Here is a 24933-nt window from a genome sequence, read left to right as displayed (position 1 = left end):
GTCGATGAAGCCCTCCCTGCAGGTGCGCATTTCGCAGCACCTGGCGCTGACGCCGCAGCTGCAGCAGTCGATACGCCTGCTGCAGCTGTCCACGCTCGAACTGCACCAGGAAGTCGGGCAGATGCTCGAGCAGAACCCCTTCCTGGAGATGGAAGAGGACGCGCCGGCCAGCCCCTTCGAGACCCCGCCCGAGCGCCAGGTGGCCGACCGCGTGGCCGACCGCGCCGCCGACGCGCCCGATGCGCCCGATGCCGGCGAAGCCGCACCCGAGATCCGCGCCGAGGAGTTCGGCACCACCGAGCGCGAGGACTGGGAAAACGGCACCGAGGGCGACGATTTCGACGGCATCCGCGAGACCCCGGGCAGCTCGTCGGGCGGCAGCGACAACGACGACGGCGAGGCGCCCGAGCGCGGCGGCGGCGAGGGTTCGCTGCAAGACCATCTGCGCCTGCAGATGGTGGGCATGCGCCTGTCCGAGGAAGACCGCGCCGTGCTCGAGGTGCTGATCGAGTCGCTGGACGGCGACGGCTACCTGGCCGACCCGCTGGAGGAAATCGCCGAGCGCCTGGCCGAGATGGTGGGCATGACGGACGAAGAAGGCCGCGCCGAGCTGGCCGAGCGGCTGCAGTGCGGGCTGCGCTGGCTGCACAGCATGGACCCGCCCGGCGTGGGCGCGCGCTCGCTGGGCGAGTGCATCTCGCTGCAGCTCAAGTCCACGCCGCGCTGCGCGGCACGCCAGCTGGCGGTGCGCATCGCCGAGCAGTACCTGGAACTGCTGGCCAAGCGCGACATGCGGCGCCTGACGGCGCTGACCGGCGCCGACGAAGACCTGGTGCGCGAGGCCCAGGCGCTGATCGTGGCCTGCGAGCCCAAGCCGGGCCGGCCCTTTGCCGCCGCCGAGGGGCAGATCGTCGTGCCCGATGTCATCGTGCGCAAGACCGGCCGCGGCCTGGCCGTCGTGCTCAACCCCGACGTGATGCCCAAGCTGCGCATCAACGATCTCTACGCCCAGGCGGCACGCGGCCAGCGCGGCTCGGCCTCGCAGCCGGGCCTGAGCTCGCGGCTGCAGGAGGCGCGCTGGTTCGTCAAGAACATCCAGCAGCGCTTCGACACCATCCTGCGCGTCAGCAAGGCCATCGTCGAGCGCCAGAAGGCCTTCTTCACCCATGGCGCCATCGCGATGAAGCCGCTGGTGCTGCGCGAGATCGCCGACGAGCTGGGCCTGCACGAAAGTACCATCTCGCGCGTCACCACGGCCAAGTACATGGCCACGCCGCAAGGCACTTACGAGCTGAAGTATTTCTTCGGCAGCAGCCTCAACACCGATGCTGGCGGCAATGCCAGCAGCACCGCGGTGCGGGCGCTGATCCGCCAGTTCGTCACCGCCGAAGACCCGGCGCTGCCGCTGTCGGACAACCAGATCAGCGAGATGCTAGAGGAGCAGGGCATCCAGGTCGCGCGGCGCACGGTGGCCAAGTACCGCGAAGCGCTCAAGATCGCCCCCGCCAGCCTGCGCAAGGCGATCTGATGCCGGCCCTGTTCCTCCCCTGTGCCGGCGGCGTCGAGGCCTTGTTGGCCGACGAAGTGCTGCGCATCACCCGCACCGTGGCCGAGGCCACGCGTGGCGGCGTCTGGGTCGAGGGCGACGAACGCACGGCGATGGCACTCAACCTCGAAAGCCGGCTCGCCACGCGCGTGCTGTGGCCGCTGGCCGATGCCGAGTACCGCCACGAGGACGACCTCTACTCGATGGCGCGCAACGTGCCGTGGGAACACTGGATCACGCCCGAGCAGACGCTGCGCGTGGACGTGAGCGCGCAGCGATCGCCGCTCAGGAGCCTGAATTTCGCCGCACTGCGCATCAAGGACGCCGTCTGCGACAGCCTGCGCGAAAGCGCCGGCGCCCGCCCCAGCGTCGACACGCGCCAGCCCGACCTGCCGCTGGCCCTCTTCGTCGGCCCCGAGCACGCCACGCTGTATGTCGACACCTCGGGCGATGCCCTCTTCAAGCGCGGCTGGCGCGAAGACACCGGCGAGGCGCCGCTGAAGGAGACCCTGGCCGCGGCGATGCTGGCCGCCGCCGGCTGGCAGGGCCGCGCCGAGGACGGTCCCCTGCTCGATCCCTGCTGCGGCGCCGGCACCATCGCCATCGAGGCGGCGCAGATGGCGTGCGACATCGCCCCCGGCGCGCTGCGCGACTTCGCCTTCGAACGCCTGCTGCCCTTCAGGCCCCACGCCGCGGCCTGGCGCGAGCTCAAGCGCGCCGCCCAGGCCCGCGTCCACGCCCCCGCGGTGAGGGTGTTTGCCGGCGATGTGAGCTTTCGCATGACCGACTTCGCCACCCGCAATGCCGAGCGTGCCGGCGTGCTGGCCGGCGCCCTGAAGGCCGTCGAGTTCAAGACCGCCGACGCACTGCAGCGCCCGCCGCCGGCCGGGCGCGGCACGCTGATGCTCAACCCACCCTATGGCGAGCGCCTCGCGCCCAAGGGCAGTGGCCAGGCGCCAGCAGCGGCGCGCCAGAGCTTCGAGGGCGGCGGCTCGTCGGCCGAGTTCTTCGGCGGCCTGGCGACGCAGTGGAAGCGTCACTACGCCGGCTGGACCGCCTGGCTGCTGAGCCCCGACATGAAGCTGCCCGGCCTGATGCGGCTGAAGGAAAGCCGGCGCGTGCCGCTGTGGAACGGCCCCATCGAATGCCGGATGTTTCGCTTCGACCTCGTCGCCGGCTCCAACAAGCCGGCCGCCGCCGCAGCGCCCGCTGATCAGCGGTAGATGGTCAGCGCCCCGACGCGGCGGTCGATCTCGGTCAACACCGCCTCGTAGCCGGGCTGGTCGACGCCGCCGAAGCGGCGCCTGAATTCCGCCTCGGGCAGGGCGTCGACGAGGTCGGCGGCGAGGGGCAGGAAGTCACCCTCCGAGGCGCTGGCCAGGAAGCGTGCCTGCAGCTCGTGCGGTGACTGCACCGCCCACTCGCCGAAGCGCGTGCCGGCACGGTCGGCCGCGAGGTCGCTGAAGCTGAAGCCGCTGCCGTGGCGCGCATCGTCGACCTCCTTGTACAGCCCCACCAGCTTCGAGAGCCGCCCGCCGGCCTCGGCCGCCAGCGCCGCCGAGACCAGGAAGTGCTGGGGCACATCGTCGCGGCCGGCGGCCAGCACGCGCCGCGGCTGCGGCCGTGGCCCCGCCGCCGGCAGCAGGCGGTCCAGGGTGCGTCCGTTGACGTACAGCGCCAGCACGAAGAGAGCGGCGCGGTTCTCGGCGGCGGCGTCGCCGCCGGCGGTGCTGCGCGAGCGCGCCAGCTCGAACAGGGGCTGCATCAGCCGCGGCAGCGGCAGCTCCCGGCCCGCCTGCGGCTGGGCCGTGAGCGAGGCCAGCCGCTCGGCATAGGCGCGCAGGCGCTGCTGATCGGCCGGCGTCACGAGGCCGCCGAAAAGGCGCTCGAAGCTGTCCTGCTGCCAGCGGTAGCTCAGGTGCAGTTGCTCGGGCATGAAGCGCACAGCCTGCACCAGCTCGGCGGCAAGCATCAGCTCGCTCCCCAGCCCGGCACGCGTGGCGGCCCATTGCAGCGCCGGCCGCGCCAGCCAGGCGGGCAGCGGCAGGTGGCCGACGCGCAGCGCGGTCAGCCGCGGCAGGCCGGCGGCCTCGCCCAGCTCGATCTCGACATTCAGCCAGCGTCCCAAGGGTGGCGGGGCCGCCAGTGCCGTGGCCAGCTGCAGCCGCGCGCTGCCGCGGCGGATCTGCAGCCGGCCCGCGCCCGCCAGCCAGCGCTGGGTGGCCTGGGCCAGGAGCAGTTGCAGGTCGCGCTCGGCCACCCAGGCGGCGACCAGCGCTCCCGGCCGGTGCAGGCGCGGGTCGTGCTGGCGCAGCAGTTCGATGGTGCGGCCGATGTCGTCGAGGCTGGCCTCGGGCGACGCGGCCACCAGCGGTTGCGCCTGCAGCGCCGTCGCCAGCACCAGGCCGGTGGCCAGCACCAGCGTCAGCAGGGTGGCAAGCAGCAGGCGCCAGACCGTTTTCATGGCCGCAGTCTGCCATCTCTGCATGACGCGGCCCGGCAGGGCCACGAGGCATAATCCCTCATCGCCTTTTCGAAAGACGCGCTTGGACCCGAGTCACCCGCGGTGACCGTCCATTCCGGGGTCGGAGATCGGTGCCCGCGGCACTGATCCGGGTCGCGCGGGATGCGACGGACGCCGCCGCCCCCACCCACCGCCCGCCGTTGCCCGCCGCACGCAGGCTGCGCCCCGGAGAGTCCGCATGCTCAACGTCTTCACGCTGGCCAATGGCCGGCTGATCCAGCAGGAAATCGAAACCCCGCAGGCGCTGGCCTCGCTGCAGCCGGTGTGGGTCGATCTCGAGAATCCGACGCCCGACGAGAAGGGTTGGATACGCGGCCGCTTCGGCCTCGAGATCCCCAGCGACGCGGTCGATGACGACCTCGAGGAATCGGCCCGCTTCTACGAAGAGGACAACGGCGAGCTGCACATCCGCTCCGACTTCCTGATCGATGCCGAAGACTCCAGCAAGGGCCCCGACGCCCAGCCGGCGCGCAATGTGCGCGTGGCCTTCATCCTCCACCGCAACGTGCTGTTCTCGATCCACGCCGAGGACTTGCCGGTGTTTCGCCTGCTGCGCCTGCGCGCACGCCGCATCCCGGCGCTGATCGAGGACGCCAAGGACGTGCTGCTCAAGCTCTACGATGCCGACGCCGAGTACTCGGCCGATGCGCTGGAGGGCATCTACGACAACCTCGAGCGCGTCAGCGCCCAGGTGCTCAAGCAGGACGTCGACGACCGCGCCGCCGGCCAGGCGCTGACGGCCATTGCGCGCGAGGAAGACCTGAACGGCCGCATCCGCCGCAATGTGATGGACACGCGCCGCGCGCTCAGCTTCATGATGCGCAGCCGCATGCTCAATGCCGAGCAGTTCGAGGAGGCGCGCCAGATCCTGCGCGACATCGATTCGCTCGACTCGCACACCGCCTTCCTGTTCGACAAGATCAACTTCCTGATGGACGCGACGGTCGGCTTCGTCAACATCAACCAGAACAAGATCATCAAGATCTTCTCGGTGGCCAGCGTCGGGCTGCTGCCGCCGACCCTGATCGCCAGCATCTACGGCATGAACTTCAAGTTCCTGCCAGAACTGGAATGGCGCTGGGGCTACCCCTTTGCGCTGGCGCTGATGCTGGCTTCGGTGGCGGCCCCCTTCATCTACTTCCGGCGCAAGGGCTGGCTGCGCTAGCGGCGCTTCGTGTGCGGGTTGGGCGGGAGTGTCGATTTCTGCCCAATCGTCATCCGCTGCGTCGACGTAACCGCGGGTGTCGTGGGATACGCTCAAGCCGCCGCTAGTGGGGGCTGCAGCCCCGCGGCGCCCTGCCGGAGAGCCCATGTACACCCTGTCCCAGCCCCTTCGCCATCTTTGCGTCCGCGGCCTCGTGGCCGGCGCCGCCTTGCTGGCCGCGCAGGGGGCGATGGCCCAGTTCAGCATGGTGCCGGCGCCGTTGTGCGCGGCGCCCAATGCCGCCGCCGCCGAAAGTGAAAAGGCCTTCCGCGTCGAGGCGGCGCGCCACCTCTATTCCTGCTACCCGATGCGGGTCTTCCGCGGCAAGCTGCCGCCGCTGCTCTACGGCGTGATGATCGTCGACACCGAGCTTGACGCCGCCGGCAATGTCGTCAACGTCACCGTGGTGCGCAAGCCGGCGGCCGACGAGGTCGGGCCCTGGGTGCAGGCGCTGATCAAGCGCGCTTCGCCGTATCCGGCGCCCACCCGCATGGCCGGCGCCACGGTCACCTTCACCGAGATCTTCATGGTCGACAAGTCGGGCCTGTTCCAGACCGACTCGCTGACCGAAGGCCAGCGCTAGGCGCTGTTTCGCCTGCCCCAACGCAACAAGGGGTGCCGCTTGCGGCACCCCTTGGCTTGTAAAGACCGCCGTGCGGCGCCCCGGAACGAAGGAGGGAGGGAGGGAGGAGGAGGAGAGGCGTTCCGGGATTCCGGCCCGATGCTCGGGCCGTCCGCACGACAGGGAAATCGTCGTCGTCCAGCCGCTTGTGCGCGCTGAACTGTAGGTTCAGAGGCCGCGCACCGCGGAAAGTTCCGCCGCGGCGCGGGCCCCCTTGTAAAGAAATGCGGCTGGCTTGCCGTCCGGGCCGCAGCTTGGCGATGCCGGGCGGGCTCCTTCTCCCTTAAAGTGCGGCGTGAAATAAACGGCTGGTTACATCGCGCGAGCGGGGCCAGAACCCAAGCAGCACCATGACGGACGCCCCTGCCCAACCCCCGATCAGCCTGTCCATTGCCGCCGTCGAGCGCGACACCGGGCTCAGCAAGGACACCCTGCGCGTGTGGGAGCGCCGCTACGGCTTTCCGGCGCCCGAGCGCGACGCCCTCGGCGAGCGCGCCTACCCGGCCGAGCAGGTGGAGAAGCTGCGCCTGGTGCGCCGCCTGCTCGATGGCGGCCACCGCCCCGGTGGCATCGTTCCGCTGACGCTGGCGCAGCTGCGCGAGCTGGCCCGGCAGTCGGCCGAGGAGGCCGTCGACACGAGCGCCGCCGCGCCCGCCTCCGAGGCGGTGCAGGAACTGCTGGCGCTGATCCGCAGCCACGATGCCGCCGGCCTGCGCGGCGCGCTGCGCGGCCAACTGGCGCGGCTGGGCGTGGCGCGCTTCGTCGCCGAAGTCGTCTCGCCGCTGGGCGTGGCGGTCGGCGAGGGCTGGATGCACGGCCAGCTGGAGGTCTTCGAGGAACATCTCTTTACAGAGGCCACCCAGAACGTGCTGCGCCAGGCCCTGGCCGCGCTGCCGGCCGTGCCCGCCGACGCCCGGCCGCGCGTGCTGCTGTCCACGCTGCCGGGCGAGCAGCATCTGCTGGGCCTGCTGATGGCCGAGCTGGTGCTCACGCTGGAGGGCTGCACCTGCATCTCGCTGGGCGTGCAGACGCCGCTGTGGGACATCGTGCGCGCCGCCGCCGCCTGCCGCGCCGACATCGTGGGCCTGAGCTTCAGCGGCTGCATGGGCCCCAACCCCATCTTCGACGGCCTGACGGAACTGCGCGCCAAGCTGCCGCCGCGCGTGCGCCTGTGGGCCGGCGGCACGGCGCCGGTGCTGTTCCGCCGCAGCGTGGCGGGCGTCGATGCCTTCCGCTCGCTCGACGAGGTGCCGCAGGCCTTGCGCCTGTGGCGCGGCCGGGCCTGAGAGCCGTTGCCGCTGCTTGCAGGGTCGTCGCTGCGCGGCCTTGCCAAAAGCGGCGCCACCTGAAACCATCGCCCCGCCAGACCGGGAGGCGCACTTTGCTCAGACTGTCCAAGGCCAGGTTCGATCTGGCCGCTTCAAGCCTGGTCCGCCGGGCTCCTGCACTGGCTTCGGCCGCGTTGATGGCCTTGGCGCCGCTGATGCCGCTGATGACCCCGGTGCCCGCCGCGGCGCAAGCCCAGCCGGCCGCGGCCACGGTCGAGGTGAACGCCTATGAGATCGTCGGCAACACCCTGCTCGCGCCGGCGCTGATCGAGGCGCGGCTGCAGGCCCACAAGGGCGCACGCACCCTGGCCCAGCTCAAGGACGCGGCGGCGGCGGTGCAGGATCTCTACCGTGCCGCCGGCTATGGCGGCGTGGTCGCCTTCCTGCCCGAGCAGGATCCCAAGGCCGGCGTGCTGCGCATCCGCGTCGTCGAGGGCAGGCTGACGCGCATCGATGTCGAGGAAGGCGCGCATTTCAAGCGCGCCAATCTGCTGGCCAGCCTGCCAGCGCTGGCGCTGAACCGCACGCCCGAGGTGCGGCGCATCGACGCCGAGATCCAGATGGCCAACGAGAACCCGGCCAAGACGCTGCAGGTGCTGCTGCAGCCGGGCAGCGAGCCCGGCAGCATCGCGGCCAAGCTGGGCGTGGTGGAGCAGCCGGTGCGCCGCGTCACGGCGCGGCTGGACAACACCGGCGGGCGCCAGGACAGCCGCCTGCGCGCGGCGCTGGGCTGGCAGGACGCCGACCTGCTGGGCGGCGACGAGGTCTTCGGCGTCGAATGGCAGACCGCGCCCGGCGACCCGGCCGCGGTCAACGTGATCAGCGCCAGCTACCGCGTGCCGCTGTACGGCCGCGGCCTGGCCATCGACGCCTATGGCGCCTGGTCGGATGTCGATGCCGGCAAGATAGGCACGCAGGCCGGCGACCTGCAGTTCTCGGGCCGCGGCACCGTGGCCGGGCTGCGCGCCAATGTCTATTTGCCGCGCCAGTCCAACCTCGACCAGCGCCTGGTGCTGGGCGCCGAATGGCGCGAATACCGCAACAGCTGCAGCATCACCGGCCTGCCCGAAGGTGCCTGCGGCGCCGCCGGCGCCAGCGTCTCGCTGCAGCCGCTGTCGCTGACCTACACCGCGCAAACGGTGAGCGAGCAGCGCCTGGGCTTCAGCCTGGGCCTGCACGGCAATCTGGGCAGCGGCGGCTCGCATGGCCGCAGCACCGATTTCGAGGCCGTGCGCCCGGGCAGCCGGCGCCACTATCTGGCCCTGCGCGCCAGCGCCCAGCTTGGCCTGCCCTTCGACAGCGGCGCGCAGTTCGCGCTGCGCGCCAGCGGCCAGGCCAGCGGCCGGCCCCTGGTGCCGGGCGAGATGTTCGGCATCGGCGGCGCCTACTCGGTGCGCGGCTATGAGGAGCGCGAGCTGAGCGGCGATTCCGGCCTGCAGCTCACGGCCGAGGCCCTCAGCCCCGACTACGGCGTCGGCGCCGCCTGGCTGCGCGGCGGCGAGCTGCGCGCGCTGTTCTTCGGCGACGCCGGCTGGGTGGGCAACCGCCAGGACAGCGCCTGCCTGGCCGGCCACACCCGCTGCAACATCGCCGCGGCGGGCCTGGGCCTGCGCCTGGGTTGGCCCGGCCTGCAGCTGCGCGCCGACCTGGCCGTGGCCACGCGCGACGCCGCCATCACGCGCCGTGGCGACCGGCGGCTGCACTTCGCCGTCAACGCCAGCTACTGAACCCGATCTTGAAGGCCGCGCCGCGTTGCGGCCGGCCGGCCCCGGCAGGAGACACCATGCGCCACCCGTCCCAACATTCCGCCTGGCCCCGCGCGCCGCGGCCCCTGCCTTTGGCTCGCGCCGTCGCCGCCGCCTGGCTGCTGGCCGTCGGGCCGGCGTTGCAGGCGCAGACCGCAGTCTTGCCGTCACAGTTGGCGGCTTTGCCGGTGGGCCCCCAGGTCGTGCGGGGCCAGGCCACGGTGGCCACCCAGGGCGCAGCGATGACGGTGCGCAACACGCCGGGCGCCATCCTCAACTGGCAGAGCTTCTCCATCGGCGCCGCCAACAGCGTCTACTTCGACCAGGCCTCGGCGGCGAGCAAGGTGCTCAACCGCGTCACCGGGCAGGATCCCAGCCACATCCTCGGCGCCCTGGGCAGCAACGGTCAGGTCTGGCTGCTCAACCCCAATGGCGTGCTTTTCGGCCGTGAGGCGCGCGTCGATGTCGCGGGCCTGGTGGCCAGCACGCTGCGCCTGGGTGACAACGACTTCCTGGCCGGCCGCTACCGCTTTGCCGGAGCGGCCGGCAGCAGCGCTGGCGTCGTCAACCAGGGCAGCCTGCGCAGTAGCTTCGGCGGCCAGATCGTGCTGCTGGGCAGCCGCGTCGAGAACGCCGGCGAGATCCAGACTCCCGGCGGCCAGGCCACGCTGGCCGCGGCGCGCAGTGTCGAGCTGGTCGATACCGGCCTGCCCCACCTGGTGGTGCGTGCCGAGGTGCCGGCCGGCGAGGTGCTCAACCTCGGCCGCCTGGCCGCGGCCGGCGGCGCGGTCGACATCTATGGCGCCATCGTCAACCAACAAGGCCTGGTGCAGGTCGATTCGCTGACCCAGGACGCCCAGGGCCGCATCCGGCTGCAGGCGGCCGACACCCTGCTGCTGGGCGCGGCCAGCCGCACCTCGGCCGTGGGGATCGAAGGCACCGGCGGCGACATCACCCTGCTGGGCACCCAGGTCGGCCTGCTGGGCCAGGCCGAGGTCGACGCCTCGGGCGCGGCCGGCGGCGGCCGCATTCGCGTCGGCGGCGGCTTCCAGGGCCAGGATGCCAGCCTGCCCAACGCCAGCCGCGCGGGCGTGGCGGCGGGGGCCAGTCTGCGCGCCGATGCGCTGCAGCGCGGTGACGGCGGCGAGGTGGTGGTGTGGTCGGACGACGGCACGCGGTTCCAGGGCCGCATCAGCGCCCGCGGGGGGGCCGCCGGCGGCGACGGCGGCTTTGCCGAGGTCTCGGGCAAGCGGGTGCTGGACTTCTCGGGCAGCGCCGACCTGGGCGCTGCCGCGGGCCGCGCCGGCAGCCTGCTGCTGGACCCCAACTTCATCGTCATCCAGCAGGGCGCGCCCGACATCAGCGGCAACACGCCGGGCGTGGACCTGAGCACGCCCAGCCTGCTCTTTGCCGACTTCCCGACCAGCACCAGCGTCATCACCTCGGGTGCAGTGAACACGCAGTTGGCGGCGGGAAATGTGGTCCTTCAGGCGACGCAGGACATCACCTTGGCCGCCGGCGTGACGCCGATCAACGGCCCCGGCCTCCTGACGATGGAGGCCGGCGGCAGCATCGTGCTCCAAAGCGCCGTCACCGCCACCGGCGGTCTGGTGCTCTCGGCCAACGACCCCGACGCGCTGCCGCCGCCGGCCCAGCCGCTGGGTTTTGTGACGGTGAACGCGCCGCTCAGTGCCGGCAACGCGGCGCTGGTCATCACCAACAACGGGGGCCCCGCCCTGCACCTGGTGTCGGCCAACCTGACGGCCGGCACGCTGGCCATCACCGGCGACGTGCAACTGGGCGCGGGCAGCACCTGGACGCTGAGCGGCGGGCCTTCGACCTTCAGCGGCGCCCTCGTCGGCACCTCGCCGTTCACCAAGGCCGGTGCCGGCCTTCTGCGCCTGACCGGCCCCAACAGCCACGCCAGCACCACGGTGGCCGCCGGCACGCTCAGCGTCTCGGGTGCTGGCGCCACGGCCGGCATCGGCCAGATTGACGTGGGAGCGGGCACGCTGCAGATCGACAACGGCGCGGTCGTCGGCAACACCGTTGTGCTTGCCGGCGGGACGATCGGAAACTCGGCCGGTTTCGGCACTTTGTCTGGCGCGATTGCTCTGGCCGGCAATGCGAATCTCGCCGGCGTCGCTGCCGGGGGGGGCGGCGGGCTGACGGTCACAGGTGTCATTGGCGAGGTCAGTGCGCCGCGAAGCCTGACCACCACCGGCACCGTCACGTTTACCGGCAACAACACTTATACCGGCGGCACCACGGTGGCAGGTGGCACCCTCAGCCTGAGCGGCGTCGGCGCCAGTGCCGGCAGCGGCACGATTGACGTCGGCGCCAGTGCATTGGCCTTGAACAACGGCGCCACTGCCAGCAATGCCGTTACGGTGAGCAATGGCGTCATCGCAAATGTGGCTGGCCCGGGCTTGCTTACCGGGCCCATTGCGGTGGCTGGCCAACTCAACCTCATCGGCCAAGGGGGCGGGCTTACCGTGGCCGGAGTGATCAGTGGCATTGGCGACCTGAACAAGCCATTCACGGGTACCGTCACCCTTGCCGGTGCGAATGCCTACAGCGGTTCGACGACCGTGGGGGATGGCACTCTGGTCACCACGGCCGCGAACCGTCTGCCCGCGACCACCAATGTCACCGTGGCCAGCGGCGCCACGCTGCAGCTGGGCGGCGCCGAGACCGTGGCCAGCCTTGCGCTGGGCGGCACGCTCAACGGCGGCACGCTGACAGCGGCCAGCTATGCCCTGAACGGCGGCACCGCCAATGCCAGCCTGGGCGCCGGCGCGCTTACCTCCACCGGCACCAGCAGCTTGTCGGCTCCCACCGCGGCCGCCACGCTGGATGTCAACGCCGGCACGCTGACGCTGGCCGCCCCCAACCTGCTGGCTGCGGCGCCCGCCGTCACGCTGGCTGCCGGCGCCACGCTGGCCCTGGGCGGTGCCGAGAGCCTGGGCTCGCTGGCCGGCGCGGGCACGCTGGCCCTGGGCGCTGCCACCGTGGCCACCGGCAGCGGTGCCAGCACCACGTTCTCGGGCACCATCAACGGCAGCGGCGGCCTCATCAAGGACGGCGCCACCACCTTCAGCGTCAACGGCACGCTGGCCTACACCGGCGCCACCGTGGTCAACGCCGGCACGCTCAACATCGACAGCGCCGCGCTGCTGGCCGACCTGGCACTCAACGGCGGCCAGCTCGGCGGCGCCGGCAACGTCACCGTCAGTGGCAGCTTTGCCGCTGCCGGCGGCAGCGCCAGCCTGGCCGATGGCGGAACCTTCACCACCCAGGGCAGCAGCCTGGTGGCGATGTCGGCGGCCGGCGGCGTGCTGGGCGTCAACAAGACCTGGATCAACAGCGGCACGCTGACCATCGCCGACGACGACCGCATCGTGCTGGGCCTGCCGGCGGCCGGCGCCAGCACGCTCAACAACGCCGCCAGCGGCACGCTGATCCTGGCCAGCAGCGCCGCCAGCCCGCTGGGCAGCGCCGCCGGCACCACCACCGTCATCAACGCCGGCAACCTGCTGCAGACGGTGGCCGGCACGCACAGCATCGACGCCGGCAGCTTTGCCAACAGCGGCGGCATCCTGGTCACCACGGGCACGCTGGCCATCAATGCGGCCCTCGCGCAGACCGGGCTCATCGACATCGCCGCCGGCAGCACGCTGCAGGTGCCGGGCGATCTCAGCAACAACGGCACCATCAGCGGCGGCGGCACCGTGCTGCTGGGCGCCGGCACCGGCACGCTCACCAACCTGGGCACGCTCAGCCCCGGCGCTGCCGGCGGCGTGGGCACGCTCAGCGTCAGCGGCAATGTCGTGCTGGGCGCCGGCACGCTGCTGACCGACTTGGGCGGCACCACGCCCGGCACCTCCGACCTGCTGGCCGTGGCCGGCAACGTCACGCTGGGCGGCGCGCTCGATGCATCGATCATCGGCACCGGCTATATACCGGCAAACGCCGATTTCATCCCCCTCGTCAGCGCCGCCGGCACGTCCAGCGGCACCTTTGCCTCGCTCACGCTGCCGGCCGGCTTCAGCCCCGGCTACAGCCTGGCCGCCGGCGAGGCGGCACGGCTGATCTTCGCCACCGGGCCAGCGACCAAGGTCTTCAGCAATGCCGCCGGCAATCGGGACTGGGCCACGCCGTCCAACTGGGGTGGCTCGCTGCCGGGCGCGGCCGACACGGCACTCATCAGTGGCGGCTTTGCCGTCGTTCACGCCACCGGCACCGACACCATCGCGGAACTCACCATCGCCAATGCCAATGCGCTGGACGTGAGTGGGGGCTCGCTTGCCGTCACCGGCAACACCACGCTGGACGGCCTGCTCACGGTCTCCAACCGCGGCAGCGCGGTGCTGGGCGGCGCCGTCGGCGGCGCCGGCACGGCCACCGTGACGGGCGGCACGCTGGCGCTCAACGGGCCGGCCACGTTCAATACGCTCAACCTCGTCGGCGGCACCCTGGCCGGCGGCGGCAGCCTGACGGTGACCAACGCCTTCGCGCGCAACCCGGCGGCCTTGCTCGACACCGTCTTCAGCGGCATCGACATCACGCAGACCACCGGCGATCTGGTGCCGGGTGCGCTGGCAGCGGGCTCGGTGAGGCTGGCGGTGCTGGACCCGGTGGCGCGGCTGCTGGTGGACAGCGATGTCTCGTCCAGCACCGGCACGCTCAGTGCCACCTCGGCCGGCGCCATCCAGCTCGTGCCCGGCGGCTCGCTCACCGCCCTGGGCGACCTGGCGCTCACGGCGCGCACGCTGGATCTGGCCGGCCCCCTCAATGGCAGCCGCGTACAGGCCAGCGGCAGCGCTGGCGTGACCTTCGGCGCCGGCGCCACGCTCGTGGCCGGGGCGGCCGGCGACGCCCTCGTCGTCAATGCCGGCAGCGGCCCCTTCGTCAACAACGCCGGCGCCGGCGCGCTGGCCGTCAACGCCGGCGCGCGCTGGCTGGTGTGGTCGGGCGATCCGGCCGCCGACACCGTGGGCGGCCTGGCCGCCGCCTTTCGCCAATACAGCGCCAGCTTTGGCAGCACCGTGCCCGCGGCACCCGGCAACGGCCTGCTCTACAGCCTGGCGCCCACGCTCACGGCCAGCCTGCAGGGCACGGTGAGCAAGGTCTACGACGCCGGTACGGCGGCGACGCTGGCGCCGGCCAATTTCACGGTGGCCGGTGCGCTGGCCGCCGACACCGTGGTGCTCGCGACGCCCAGCGTCGGCAGCTTCGACACCCGGAACGTCGGCGCCGGCAAGACCGTCAGCGCCAGCACCATCGCTGCCACTGCCACCGACAGCGCCAGCGGCATCCCCGTCTTCGGCTACCAGTTCAGCGGCAATGCCAGCGGCGCCATCGGCAGCATCACGGCGGCGCCGCTCACAGTGACCGGGATTGCCGCCGCCGGCAAGGTCTACGACGGCACGGCCGCCGCCACGCTCGCCAGCCCGGGCAGCGTGACGCCGCTCGCCACCGACGCGGTGACGCTGACGGGCGGCACGGCCAGCTTTGCCGACAAGAACGCGGGCGCGGCCAAGCCGGTGACGGTGGCGGGCCTGGCCCTCAGCGGCGCCGACGCCGGCAACTACACGCTGGTGGGCCTGGGGCCGCTGGCGGCCAGCATCACGGCGCTGCCGCTGACCGTGGCCGGGGTCACGGCGGCAAACAAGGTCTACGACGCCGGCACCGCGGCCACCCTGGCCGGCACCGCCGCCGTCGCACCCTTGGCCGGCGACAGCGTCACGCTGGCCGGCGCGGCCAGCGCCAGCTTTGCCGACAAGAACGTGGGCGTGGCCAAGCCGGTGGCGGTGAGCGGCTTCAGCCTGACGGGCGTCGACGCCGGCAACTACAGCCTGCAGCAGCCTGCCGGCCTCGCGGCTGCCATCACCGCCGCGCCACTGGCCGTGAGCGGCCTCAGCGCCGCCAGCCGCGTCTATGACGGCAGTACCGCAGCGGCCTTGGCCGGCAGCGCCACCATCGCGCCGCTGGCCGGCGACACCGTGGCCCTGGCCGGCGCCGCCAGCGGCAGCTTCGCCGATGCCAACGTCGGCGCCGCCAAGCCGGTGACGCTGGCCGGCCTCACGCTGGCCGGTACCGACGCCGCCAACTACACGCTGTCTGCCGCCGGGCCCACGGGCGCCATCACGCCGGCGACGCTGGCCTATGTCGCCGCGCCCGCCAACGCCACCGCCGGCCTGCCGCTCCCGGCGCTCGCTGGCACGGTGAGCGGCTTTGTCGCCGGCGACAGCCTGGCCGCCAGCACCAGCGGCACCCTGGCCTGGACGACGCCGGCAACGCCAGCCAGCCTGCCCGGCAGCTATGCCATTGACGGCGGCGGCCTGGCGGCGCTGAACTACGCCTTCGTGCAGGCGCCAGGCAATGCCAGCGCGCTGACCCTGGCCGCCGCGCCACCCACCACCAGCCAGACCAGCCCCACCGTGGCGACGCTCAATGTGCTGGCCAGCAGCCTGCCCTCGGTGCAGGTGGCGCTGGCCATGTCCAGCCCCACCAGCGGCCGCGTGCTCGATGCCACGCCGGCCTTCCTGGCCGCGGGCGAGTCCGGCAGTGCGGGCGGCGGTGGCGCGGGCGGCGGCAGCGTCTTCGGCGCCATCAATTTCTCGCAGCTGCCACGCGCCGATGTGCAGACCCTGCTGGCGGCGCGCGCCGGCTACAAGAAGAAGGTGCTGGCTGGCGGCGTCTACAAGCTGGAGCAGGACCCGTCCCTGGCCGACGTGCGGCCCTGCCGCAACGAGGCCGAGTTGAGCACGGGCAGTTGCCTCATTACCGAGCAGCTCAAGCAGGAGATCGAAGTCATCGCCGCACGCGCCGCCGCGGCCCGCGCCGCCAACGGGGCCGCGCCGCAGGCCAAGGCGCGCAAGGCCGGCCAGCGCAAGGTCAAGGTGGCGGCACTGCCCCGCATCGAGCGCAAGCTGGCGCTGCTGATCGGCGTCAACCGCTATGCCGACAAGAACGTGCCCCAGCTCGAGGGCGCCGTGCCCGATGTGCGCGCGGTGCGCGAGATGCTGGAGCGCCGCCTGGGCTACGAGACCGTGGTGCTGGAAGACCCCGGCCGCGAAGCCATCGTGCGTGCCTTCAACAAGCTGGCGCTGGAGGCCGACAACGACGACTCGGTCATCGTCTACTACGCCGGCCACGGCGTGGTCGTGCCCATCAATGGCGTCGACACCGGCTTCTGGCTGCCCTCCGACGTCGACGCCGGCCTGCCGCAGACCTGGCTCGCCAACGCCGACATCGCGCGCATGGTGGCGGCCATAGGCTCGCGCCAACTGATGCTGGTGTCCGACAGCTGCTACTCCGGCTCGCTGGCCGGCAACGAGAAGGTGCAGCTCGATGCGCGCACCGATGTCGCCGACTTCCTGCAGCGCCGCGCCGCGGTGGTGATGTCATCGGGCGGCAATGAGCCGGTGGCCGACGAGGGGCGCGACGGCCATTCGGTCTTCGCCTGGCACCTGATGAAGGTGCTCGGCGACCTGGAGAACTGGCAGCCGGGCGTCAACCTCTTCGAACGCGTGCGCGCCGGCGTCGTCAAGGATTTTCCGCAGACGCCGCAGTACGGTGCCTCGCGCGCTGCCGGCCACCAGGGCCAGACCGACTACGTCTTCGAGCGGCGCGAGCTTGACGCCGCATCGCCGGGGCCCTGAGGCCGGCGCCTCAGGATCAGCGCCAGCCCGCCACAGGCCAGCCCCGCCAGCGCCCCGCTGGCGTGGGCCAGCGGCGCCACCGCGATGTCCCAGCCGCCGCCCGTGCGCAGCGGCGGACCCCAGGGCTCTTCGAGCACGATCTTGGCGACCAGACCCAGGGCCACCGCGCCGCCGATGAGGCGAGCGCGCCCCGGTTGCACCAGCAGGCCCAGCGTGGCCACTGCGACACCGGCGTGCAGCACGCCCGAGGCGCCGCCGTAGTGGGCCAGCGCCGGCTGCGCCAGCAGGCCGAGCTGGCTGAGCGGCCAGGCGGCGAGCCAGGCCAGCGCCAGCGCCGCCGGCGTGCGCGCCGCCCGGCCATAGGCCACGACCACGGCGCAGCCCGCGAGATTGGCGCCCAGGTGCAGCGGACTCCAGTGGACAAAGGCGGCGCTGAAGGCGCGCCAGGGTTCGCTGGCGGCCAGGGCCGGCTGCCAGTCGAGTGCGGCGGCCGGCAGCCACAGCGCGAGCAGGCTGCCGGCCATCAGCGCGCCGCCGACGGTGGCCCAGGCCCAGGCCGCTGACCGGCTGCTCAATCGAAGACGGCCTTCCACAGCGCCAGCACGGCGTTGCGTGAGATGCCCAGGCTCTCGGGCTCGAAGTGCGTGGGTTGCTCGTCCAGGCGTGCGTGGTGCTGGGCGCGGCGCAGCTCGCGGTAGGCGTCGGCGGCGGCCGTGCCCACGCCGCTGGGCAGCAGGCCGGCGGCCTCGGCGCGCTGCAGCAGCGCGATATTGCCGGCGTTGTCGAACAGCGCCGGGTGGTCCGCCGCGTGGGCCAGCACCAGGAACTGCACCGCAAACTCCACGTCCATCATGCCGCCGGCGCTGTGCTTCACGTCGAAGCGGCCGGCCGGCACCGGGCGTGCCGCGCGCACCTTCTCGCGCATGGCGCGGATTTCCTCGCGCAGCGCCAGCTGGTCGCGCGCTGTGCCCAGCACGGCGCGGCGCGTGGCCTCGAAGCGCGCCGCCACGCTGGGCGCGCCGGCGGCGAAGCGGGCGCGCGTCAGCGCCTGGTGTTCCCAGGTCCAGGCGGTATTGCCGCCGCGGCCGGCCTGGTAGCGCTCGAAGGAGGCGATGGAGGTGACGAGCAGGCCTGAATTGCCATTCGGGCGCAGCGCGGTGTCGATGTCGAACAGTTCGCCGGCCGAGGTGCGCAGCGTGAGCCAGGTGATGAGCTTGCGCACGAAGGCGGCATAGACCTCCTGCGCCAGCGCCTTGTCGGGCTCGGCGTCGTCGTCGTAGACGAAGACGACGTCGAGATCGCTGCCATAGCCCAGTTCCTTGCCACCCAGCTTGCCGTAGGCGATGACCGCCAGGCTGGGCCGCTCGCGGTGGCGCTGGCGCAGATAGCCCCAGGCCCATTGCACGGCCACGTCGAGCATGGTGTCGGCCAGCAGCGACAGCTCGTCGGCCACCTGCTCGACGCTGAGCTCGCCTTCGAGGTCGCGCACCAGGGTGCGGAAGATCTCGGCATGGTGGGCGTGGCGCAGGGTGTCGAGCAGCTTCTCCTCGTTGGCCTCGCCCTGGCGCTCCCAGGCCTTGTGGCGCTCGTTCAGCTCGTGCGACAGCGCTGCGGCGTCGAAGCGCTGGTGCAGCAGGCGCTCGTCGGCCAGCTCGTCGATGACGCCGGGGTGGCGCATCAGGTATTGCATGGGCCAGCGCGCCAGGCCCAGCAGGCGCAACAGGCGGCGCTGCACCTCGGGGCGCTCGACCAGCAGGGCGAGATAGCTTTCGCGGCGCAGCAGCGGCTCGACCCAGTCGACGAAGCGCAGCGCGCTGGCCTCGGTGCAGGCGCCCTCCTTCATCGCATGGGCGGCGCTCTGCATCAGTCGGCCCAGGCGCAGCCGGCTCTCGTCGCGCAGCGCGCGCACGCGCGGGTGGGCCACCATGGTCTGCAGCCGCGCGCCCAGTGCCGGCGGCATGCGTTCGAGCAAGGCCTCGCTGTCCACCGGCAGCGGGCCCTGGCCGCACTGGCGGCAGCCGTTGCGCGCGCCGCCGGCTTCGGGCGCACGGCCGTCGCGCAGCAGGGCGTCGAACTCGGCGACGACGGCCTCGCGCACGGCGCCCAGGCGCTTGAGCAGTTCGCAGGCCTCGGGCTGGCAGTCCAGGCCCAGGCTGGTGGCAATCCAGTGCAGGTCTTCATCGGCGCCGGGCAGCAAATGGGTCTGCTGGTCGTCGAGGAACTGGATGCGGTGCTCGACGCGGCGCAGGAAGATATAGCCCTCGGCCAGCTTGTCGGCCGCCTCGGGCTTCATCAGCCCGCGCGTCACCAGGCGCTGCAGGCCGCGCAGCGTGCTGCGGGTGCGGATCTCGGGGAACTGGCCGCCGCGCACGACCAGCATCAGCTGGACGATGAACTCGATCTCGCGGATGCCGCCGCGCGAGAGCTTCACATCGTTCGCGCGCTCGGGCCGGCCGGCGGCGCGGCGCTGGGCCTCGTCGCGGATCTTCTGGTGCAGCTGGCGCAGGCCTTCGAAGACGCCGTAGTCGAGGTAGCGCCGGTAGACGAAGGGCGTGACCAGCGAGCGCAGCGCGCGTGCGCGGCCGCTGTCGCGCGCCGCCTTGGGCGCCACCACGCGGCTCTTGAGCCAGGCAAAGCGCTCCCACTCGCGACCCTGCACCTGCAGGTAGTCCTCGAGCATGGCCATGCTCACCACCGGCGGGCCGGAATTGCCGTTGGGCCGCAGCGCCAGGTCGACACGGAAGACGCAGCCGTCGTCGGTGGTCTCGCCGATCAGCGCGTACAGGCGCTTGGCGACGTAGGCAAAGTATTCGTGGAAGCTCACGGCGCCGCGGCCGTTGACGGTGCCGGCGGTCTCGCCGTCGTTGTCGTAGACGTAGATGAGGTCGATGTCGGAGGAGACATTCAGCTCGCGTGCGCCCAGCTTGCCCATGCCGACGATCCACAGCTCGGCGCGCTCGCCATTGGCTTCCAGCGCCGGGCCGTGACGCTCGTCCGCTTCATCCTGGGCCTGGGCCAGGGCCAGTTCCAGCGTGGCCTCGGCGAGGTCGGTCATGGCGCCGGTGATGGTGTCCAGCGGCGCGCCCTGCTCGATGTCGAGCACGGCCAGGCGCTCCAGCACCAGGTGGCGGGCCACGCGCAGCGCCGAGGCGAGGTCGCGTCCGCTGCTGCGCAGCCGCGACACCAGTTCGGTGATGGCCTCGAAGCCGGGCGCGCCGGGCGGCAGCAGGGGCAACTCGGCGGCATAGCGCCGCCGCACGCGCTGCACGAAACGGCTGTGCGACGCGGCCGCGGTGGCGGCGCTGCTGTTCGACATCTCGGAACCCTCGGTGTGCATCTCTTTGGATCACCGTTCCCGCGGCGGGCCCCTTCAGGAGGCCGGCAGCTTGCCCGGGCGGTGTGAGCGCGCGAGGTTAGCGCGAAGATTTGGCCGACTGCGCCGGGTGGATATCGCCGAACGTTTCGCCCTGGCCGTGCCCGCGTAGCATGGCGCGATGAAGATCGCCGCCGTCCAGATGGTGTCCAGCCCCGATTGGGAGAACAACCGCGAGCGTGCCGCGCATTGGGTGGCCGCCGCGGCAGCAGCCGGCGCACGCCTGGTGGCGCTGCCGGAATACTTCTGCCTGATGGGCCAGCGCGACAGCGACAAGCTGGCGCTGGCCGAGCCGGCCGGCGCCGGGCCCATCCAGGACTTTCTCTCGGGCCTGGCGCGAGAGCACGAGCTCTGGCTGGTCGGCGGCACGCTGCCGGTGGCCGGCGGCGAACCGGGCCGCGCACTCAACCGCTGCTGCGTCTTCGCCCCCGACGGCCGCGAGGCGGCGCACTACGACAAGCTGCACCTGTTCGCCTTCGACAACGGGCGCGAGAGCTATGACGAGGGCCGCACGCTGCGCGCCGGCAGCGCGCCGGTGGCGCTGGACCTGCCGTCCGAAGCCGGCGCGCTGCGCCTGGGCCTGAGCATCTGCTACGACCTGCGCTTCCCCGAGCTTTACCGCGCGCTGATGAACCCGCCCTGCGACCTGCTGGTGTTGCCGGCGGCCTTCACCCACACCACGGGCCAGGCGCACTGGGAGCTGCTGCTGCGGGCGCGGGCGGTGGAGAACCAGTGCTATGTGCTGGCCTCGGCCCAGGGCGGCACCCATCCCAATGGCCGCCGTACCTGGGGCCACAGCATGGTCATCGACCCCTGGGGCACGGTGCTCGATGTGCTGCCTGAAGGCGAGGGCTTCGCCATCGCCGACCTCGACCCGGGCCGCATCAAGCAGGTGCGGCTGCAGCTGCCGGCGCTGGCGCACCGGCGGCTGTAGATCTTCAGCCCTTGTCGACCGCGGCCAGGCGGTCGCGCAGGCCGCGCGCCGCCAGGCGCATGGGCGTGCGGTGCGCCGTCCAGCCGCCCTGCCAGGCCGGGGTGACGCCGCGCACATGGCGGCCCAGGCGCATCGCGATGCGGTAGAGCGTGGGGTGGGTGTTGAGCCAGGCCCAGGCCTTCCAGGCCCAGGCCTCGCGCCAGTCGGCGGCGCTGCCCTGGCCCACCAGCGGCGCGTGGCCGGGCAGGGCCTCGTGCTTGGCGGCATGGCGCAGCGTGGTCAGCAGGTCGGTGATGGGAATGCCGACCGGGCAGACCTCGGTGCAGGCGCCGCACAGGCTGCTGGCGGTGGGCAGATCCTGCGTCGGGTCCAGGCCCATCAGGTGGGGCGAGATGATGGAGCCTATGGGCCCCGGGTAGGTCGTGCCGTAGGCCAGGCCGCCGATGCGCGCGTACACCGGGCAGTGGTTCATGCAGGCGCCGCAGCGTATGCATTGCAGCGTGGCGCGCAGCGTGGCATCGCGGTAGGCCTGGCTGCGGCCGTTGTCCAGCAGCACCAGGTGCACCTCCTTGGGGCCATCGAGCTCGCCGGCGCGGCGCGGGCCGGTGATGACGTTGAGGTAGGTGGTGATGGCCTGGCCGGTGGCCGAGCGCGTGAGCAGGCTGTACAGCGGCAGCACATGCTCGAAGCGCTCCACCACCTTCTCGATGCCGGTGATGGCGATGTGGACGCCGGGCACGGTGGTACACATGCGGCCGTTGCCTTCGTTCTCCACCAGCACCAGCGAGCCGGTCTCGGCAACCATGAAGTTGACGCCCGAGACGCCGATGGGCGTGTCGCGGAACTCGGCGCGCAGCACCTTGCGGCCGATCGCGATGAGAGCGTCGACGTCCTCGGTGTAGCCGGTGTCCGCGATGTGCTCGGCAAACAGCTGGCCGATCTGCTGCTTGGTCTTGTGGATGGCCGGCATGATGATGTGGCTGGGCCGCTCGCCGGCGAGCTGCACGATGTACTCGCCCATGTCGGATTCGAGGCAGGCCACGCCGTCTTCGGCCATGCGGTGGTTCAGCTCGATCTCCTCGCTGACCATCGACTTGCCCTTGATCATGGCCTTGGCCTGGTGGGCCTGGGCGATGGCCAGGAAGATGGCGTTGGCCTCGGCCGCGTCGCGCGCCCAGTGCACCTGCACGCCGCGCTCGACCAGGCGGGCCTCCAGCTGCTCCAGCAGGTCGGGCAGGCGCGACAGGCTGTACTTGCGGATGGCCTCGCCCAGGCGGCGCAGCGGCTCGAAGGTGGCGGCCTCGCCGAAGTGGGCGCCGCGCTTGGCCTGCAGGAAATCCATCGCGCTGCGGAAGCTGCGCCGCAGGTGGGGGTCGTCCACCGAGACCTGCGAATTCGCCTTGAAGCGGCGCGGGTCGACGAACTGCAGCGGGGCTTCGTGGACCGCACTCTTGAGGTCACTCATGCACCTTCTCCCCCGTTGAGGTCGTCGACGAGCACGATGACGAGTTCCTTGGGGCCGTGGGCGCCATAGGCCAGCACCTGCTGGATGTCGGCGGTCTTCGACGGGCCGGTGACGAGCAGCAGATTGGTCGGCATGGCGGCCTGCGGAGACAGCGCCTGCATGGCAGCCGGCAGGCCGGCGTAGAGCGTGCTGGCGCGCAGCACGGCCACATGCAGAGGCGGCACCAGCGACAGTGTGCGCGGCTCATGGGCGCCCGGCACCAGCACGAGGGTGCCGGTGTCGGCGATGGCGGCCTCGGTGGCGGTGACGCCGGCGTCCATGGTGTCGAAAAGCTCGGTCTTCCAGGCCTCCAGCGGCTGCTCGAAGCGCTTCACGTCCAGGCCCTGCAGGGCGCCGTCCAGCGCCGGCTGCAAGGGGCTGGCGGCGCCGATGGCAATGCGCCTGCAGCCGCGCACGTCCAGCGCGGCGCGCACCACGGCGGGCCAGGTGCCGGGCGTGGCCGCCACCACCTCGGCACGCCAGCCGCGAGCGGCGGCCTCGAAGATGGGGATCAGCGTGGCCGGGTCGACGCGCAGGCCCTGGCTGCCGCGGCCGAAGGGGCCGGCGCGGTAGGGCGTCAGGTCGGGCGGCGGCAGCGGCGGTGCCTTGTCGCCACCGCGCAGCGAGGCCAGGATGGCGGCACGGGCGCCACGGGTGTCTGGAAGGTTCATGCAGCGCTCCCTCAGTCGGTAACCTGTTGCGCGGCGTCGCTGGCGCCCAGGCGCTCGCGCACGAAGCTGGCCAGGTGCACGAAGCGCGGCGCGGCGCGGCCTTCGGCGCGCTGCTTGTCGGCCGCATGGTGCATGTTGAGCAGGCAGCCGCAGTCGGCGCTGACCAGCACCTCGGCGCCGCTGTCGCGGATGGCGTCGAGCTTGTCGCCCACCATGGCGCCCGAGATCGCCGGATGGCGGGCCGAGAAGGTGCCGCCGAAGCCGCAGCACTCGGCCACGCGCGCCGGCTGCACGATCTCCACGCCGGGCAGGGCGCGCAGCAGGGCCTCGCCCGGCACATGCGTGCCCATCTCGCGCCGCGCATGGCAGGAGGTGTGCAGCGCCACCTTCACCGGCGCCGTGCGCGCCGACGCCGCGGCCGGCGTGGCCGCCAGGCCCAGCACATCGCGTGCGAAGGCGGCGAACTCGACGATGCGCGAGCCCACCGCCTGGGCGCGTGCGCCGAGCGCGGCATCGTCGGCAAACAGGCGCGGCCAGTGGTGGGCCATCATCGCGGCGCACGAGCCCGAGGGCACGACGATGGGCCAGGGCTCGGGGAAGAGATCAAGCTGCGAGCGCGCCACTGCGCGCGCTTCGTCGACGAAGCCGCTGGTGTGGGCCGGCTGGCCACAGCAGGTCTGGGCTTCGGGAAAGTCGACCGCGATGCCGGCGTCGCGGATCAGCGCGATGGCGTCGACGCCGGCCTGCGGTGCCATCAGGTCGACCATGCAGGTGGCGTAGAAGTAGACGCGGGCGGGCCGCGCGATGGGTGTTGACGGCGTCATGCCTGCGTCTCCTGCTTGCTTTGTTTGCGGGGGCGGCCGTAGCCTACCCTCATCCTAGAATTTGCACCCTGAGCGGCGCCTGTCAAGGCCGCATGAAAGGCCGCATGGCCCGACCGCCCCGACTGCCCCCCATCCACGCGCTCAGCGCCTTCGAGAGCGCGGCGCGGCTGGGCGGCTTTGCCCAGGCCGCGGGTGAGCTGTGCATCACGCCCAGCGCGGTAAGCCACCGCATCCGCCTGCTCGAGGCCCAGCTTGGCGAGCAGCTGTTCGAGCGCAGCCACACCGGCGTGCGCCTGAGCGCCGCCGGCCGCCGCTACCTGGCCGGCGTGCGCGAGGCCTTCGACCGCCTGGCCCACCTGTCCTGCGGCGGCGAAACCCGGCCGGTGCGCCTGCGCGTGGGTTCGCCGCCCACCTTTGCGCGCAACTTGCTGATGCCGCGCCTGCCGGAGTTCTACCGCCAGTGGCCCGAGATCGAGATCGAGGTGGCGGTGGCCGCCCCGATGCAGGACAAGCCCGAGCGCCACGATGTCGACATCCGCTTCGGCCGCGCGCCCTTCGACGAGCGGCAGACCACCAGGCTCTTCGACGACCGCGTGCAGGTGCTGGCCGCGCCCGCCAGCGCCGCGCGGCTGGCGCTGCACGAGCCGGCCGACCTGGCGCGCGCCGAGCTGCTGCGCAGCCCGCTCGTGCCCTGGAAGCCCTGGTTCGAGGCCGCCGGCCTGGACTGGCCCGAGCCGGCGCGCGGCCTCGTCTTCACCGACCTGGGCATCCTGCTCGAGGCCGCGGCCAGCGGCCTGGGCCTGGCCATCTGCCCGCTGCGCATTGCCGGCAACTGGACGTCGACGGCGCAGCTGCTGCCGCTGTTCGGCATCTCGGTGGCGGCCGCCAGCACCTACCATGTGCTGGTCGAGCGCGAACTCGCCGAACGGCCCGAGGTGGCGGCCTTCGTCGAATGGCTGGGCGTGACCTTTGCCTGACGAGGCCGGGCCCG

The 24933-nt window shown here is 72.3% G+C and carries 15 protein-coding genes; 9 read left to right on the top strand and 6 right to left on the bottom strand.

The window, feature by feature from the left end:
- Window positions 1-4: 4 nt before the first annotated feature.
- Entirely contained in the window at window positions 5-1528 is a 1524-nt protein-coding gene (locus tag JMV16_RS13880) for an RNA polymerase factor sigma-54 (protein WP_201494882.1), read from the top strand.
- Window positions 1528-2769, top strand: a complete 1242-nt coding sequence (locus JMV16_RS13875) for a class I SAM-dependent RNA methyltransferase (protein ID WP_201494881.1) — start codon at window positions 1528-1530, stop codon at window positions 2767-2769. Before JMV16_RS13880 ends, JMV16_RS13875 begins: the two co-directional genes overlap by 1 nt.
- Here JMV16_RS13875 and JMV16_RS13870 read toward each other — a convergent pair.
- The gene (locus JMV16_RS13870; protein WP_201494880.1) at window positions 2760-4010 is read right to left on the bottom strand and encodes a hypothetical protein; all 1251 of its coding nucleotides are present in this window, start codon (window positions 4008-4010) and stop codon (window positions 2760-2762) included. The two genes, JMV16_RS13875 and JMV16_RS13870, sit on opposite strands and share 10 nt — an antisense overlap.
- Before the next feature lie 238 nt (window positions 4011-4248).
- Between JMV16_RS13870 and corA the strand changes: the two genes are divergently transcribed.
- The 5 genes from corA (at window position 4249) to JMV16_RS13845 (ending at window position 16636) form a co-directional block, all read left to right on the top strand.
- Window positions 4249-5235 (top strand): magnesium/cobalt transporter CorA, encoded by a 987-nt coding sequence (gene corA / locus JMV16_RS13865; protein ID WP_201494879.1) that lies wholly within the window; start codon window positions 4249-4251, stop codon window positions 5233-5235.
- A gap of 145 nt (window positions 5236-5380) precedes the next feature.
- The gene (locus JMV16_RS13860) at window positions 5381-5857 is read left to right on the top strand and encodes a hypothetical protein (protein ID WP_201494878.1); all 477 of its coding nucleotides are present in this window, start codon (window positions 5381-5383) and stop codon (window positions 5855-5857) included.
- A 389-nt stretch (window positions 5858-6246) separates the two neighbouring features.
- A complete protein-coding gene (locus tag JMV16_RS13855; protein WP_201494877.1) occupies window positions 6247-7182 on the top strand; it encodes a MerR family transcriptional regulator in 936 nt (311 codons plus the stop codon).
- Between the two features lie 95 nt (window positions 7183-7277).
- Window positions 7278-8951, top strand: coding sequence for a ShlB/FhaC/HecB family hemolysin secretion/activation protein (locus tag JMV16_RS13850; RefSeq protein ID WP_201494876.1), 1674 nt, complete (start codon window positions 7278-7280; stop codon window positions 8949-8951).
- Between the two features lie 110 nt (window positions 8952-9061).
- The gene (locus JMV16_RS13845) at window positions 9062-16636 is read left to right on the top strand and encodes a YDG domain-containing protein (RefSeq protein WP_201494875.1); all 7575 of its coding nucleotides are present in this window, start codon (window positions 9062-9064) and stop codon (window positions 16634-16636) included.
- On the opposite strand, the gene rrtA is transcribed toward JMV16_RS13845, so the two are convergent.
- Window positions 16588-17211, bottom strand: coding sequence for a rhombosortase (gene rrtA, locus JMV16_RS13840; protein WP_201494874.1), 624 nt, complete (start codon window positions 17209-17211; stop codon window positions 16588-16590). The genes JMV16_RS13845 and rrtA overlap by 49 nt on opposite strands.
- Window positions 17208-19952, bottom strand: a complete 2745-nt coding sequence (gene glnE / locus JMV16_RS13835) for a bifunctional [glutamate--ammonia ligase]-adenylyl-L-tyrosine phosphorylase/[glutamate--ammonia-ligase] adenylyltransferase (RefSeq protein WP_236580516.1) — start codon at window positions 19950-19952, stop codon at window positions 17208-17210. The genes rrtA and glnE overlap by 4 nt, the downstream gene beginning before the upstream one ends.
- Before the next feature lie 178 nt (window positions 19953-20130).
- On the opposite strand from glnE, the gene JMV16_RS13830 reads away from it, so the two are divergent.
- Window positions 20131-20943, top strand: coding sequence for a carbon-nitrogen hydrolase family protein (locus JMV16_RS13830; RefSeq protein WP_201494872.1), 813 nt, complete (start codon window positions 20131-20133; stop codon window positions 20941-20943).
- 4 nt (window positions 20944-20947) lie between these two features.
- Here JMV16_RS13830 and JMV16_RS13825 read toward each other — a convergent pair whose 3' ends face one another.
- The 3 genes from JMV16_RS13825 to JMV16_RS13815 are packed head-to-tail and all read right to left on the bottom strand — an operon-like array spanning window position 20948 to window position 23942.
- Window positions 20948-22408: a LutB/LldF family L-lactate oxidation iron-sulfur protein gene (locus JMV16_RS13825; protein ID WP_201494871.1), complete on the bottom strand. Its 1461-nt coding sequence runs from the start codon at window positions 22406-22408 to the stop codon at window positions 20948-20950.
- Window positions 22405-23118, bottom strand: a complete 714-nt coding sequence (locus JMV16_RS13820; RefSeq protein ID WP_201494870.1) for a lactate utilization protein C — start codon at window positions 23116-23118, stop codon at window positions 22405-22407. The genes JMV16_RS13825 and JMV16_RS13820 overlap by 4 nt, the downstream gene beginning before the upstream one ends.
- An 11-nt stretch (window positions 23119-23129) precedes the next feature.
- A complete protein-coding gene (locus JMV16_RS13815; protein ID WP_201494869.1) occupies window positions 23130-23942 on the bottom strand; it encodes a (Fe-S)-binding protein in 813 nt (270 codons plus the stop codon).
- Window positions 23943-24046: 104 nt separating this feature from the next.
- On the opposite strand from JMV16_RS13815, the gene JMV16_RS13810 reads away from it, so the two are divergent.
- Window positions 24047-24919, top strand: a complete 873-nt coding sequence (locus tag JMV16_RS13810; RefSeq protein ID WP_201494868.1) for a LysR substrate-binding domain-containing protein — start codon at window positions 24047-24049, stop codon at window positions 24917-24919.
- Window positions 24920-24933: the final 14 nt, after the last annotated feature.

The organism is Rubrivivax sp. A210, assembly GCF_904426505.1.
GTDB lineage: Bacteria > Pseudomonadota > Gammaproteobacteria > Burkholderiales > Burkholderiaceae_C > Rubrivivax.
The sequence above is the reverse complement of the archived record's forward strand: the minus strand, read 5'-3'. Positions and strand labels throughout refer to the sequence as shown.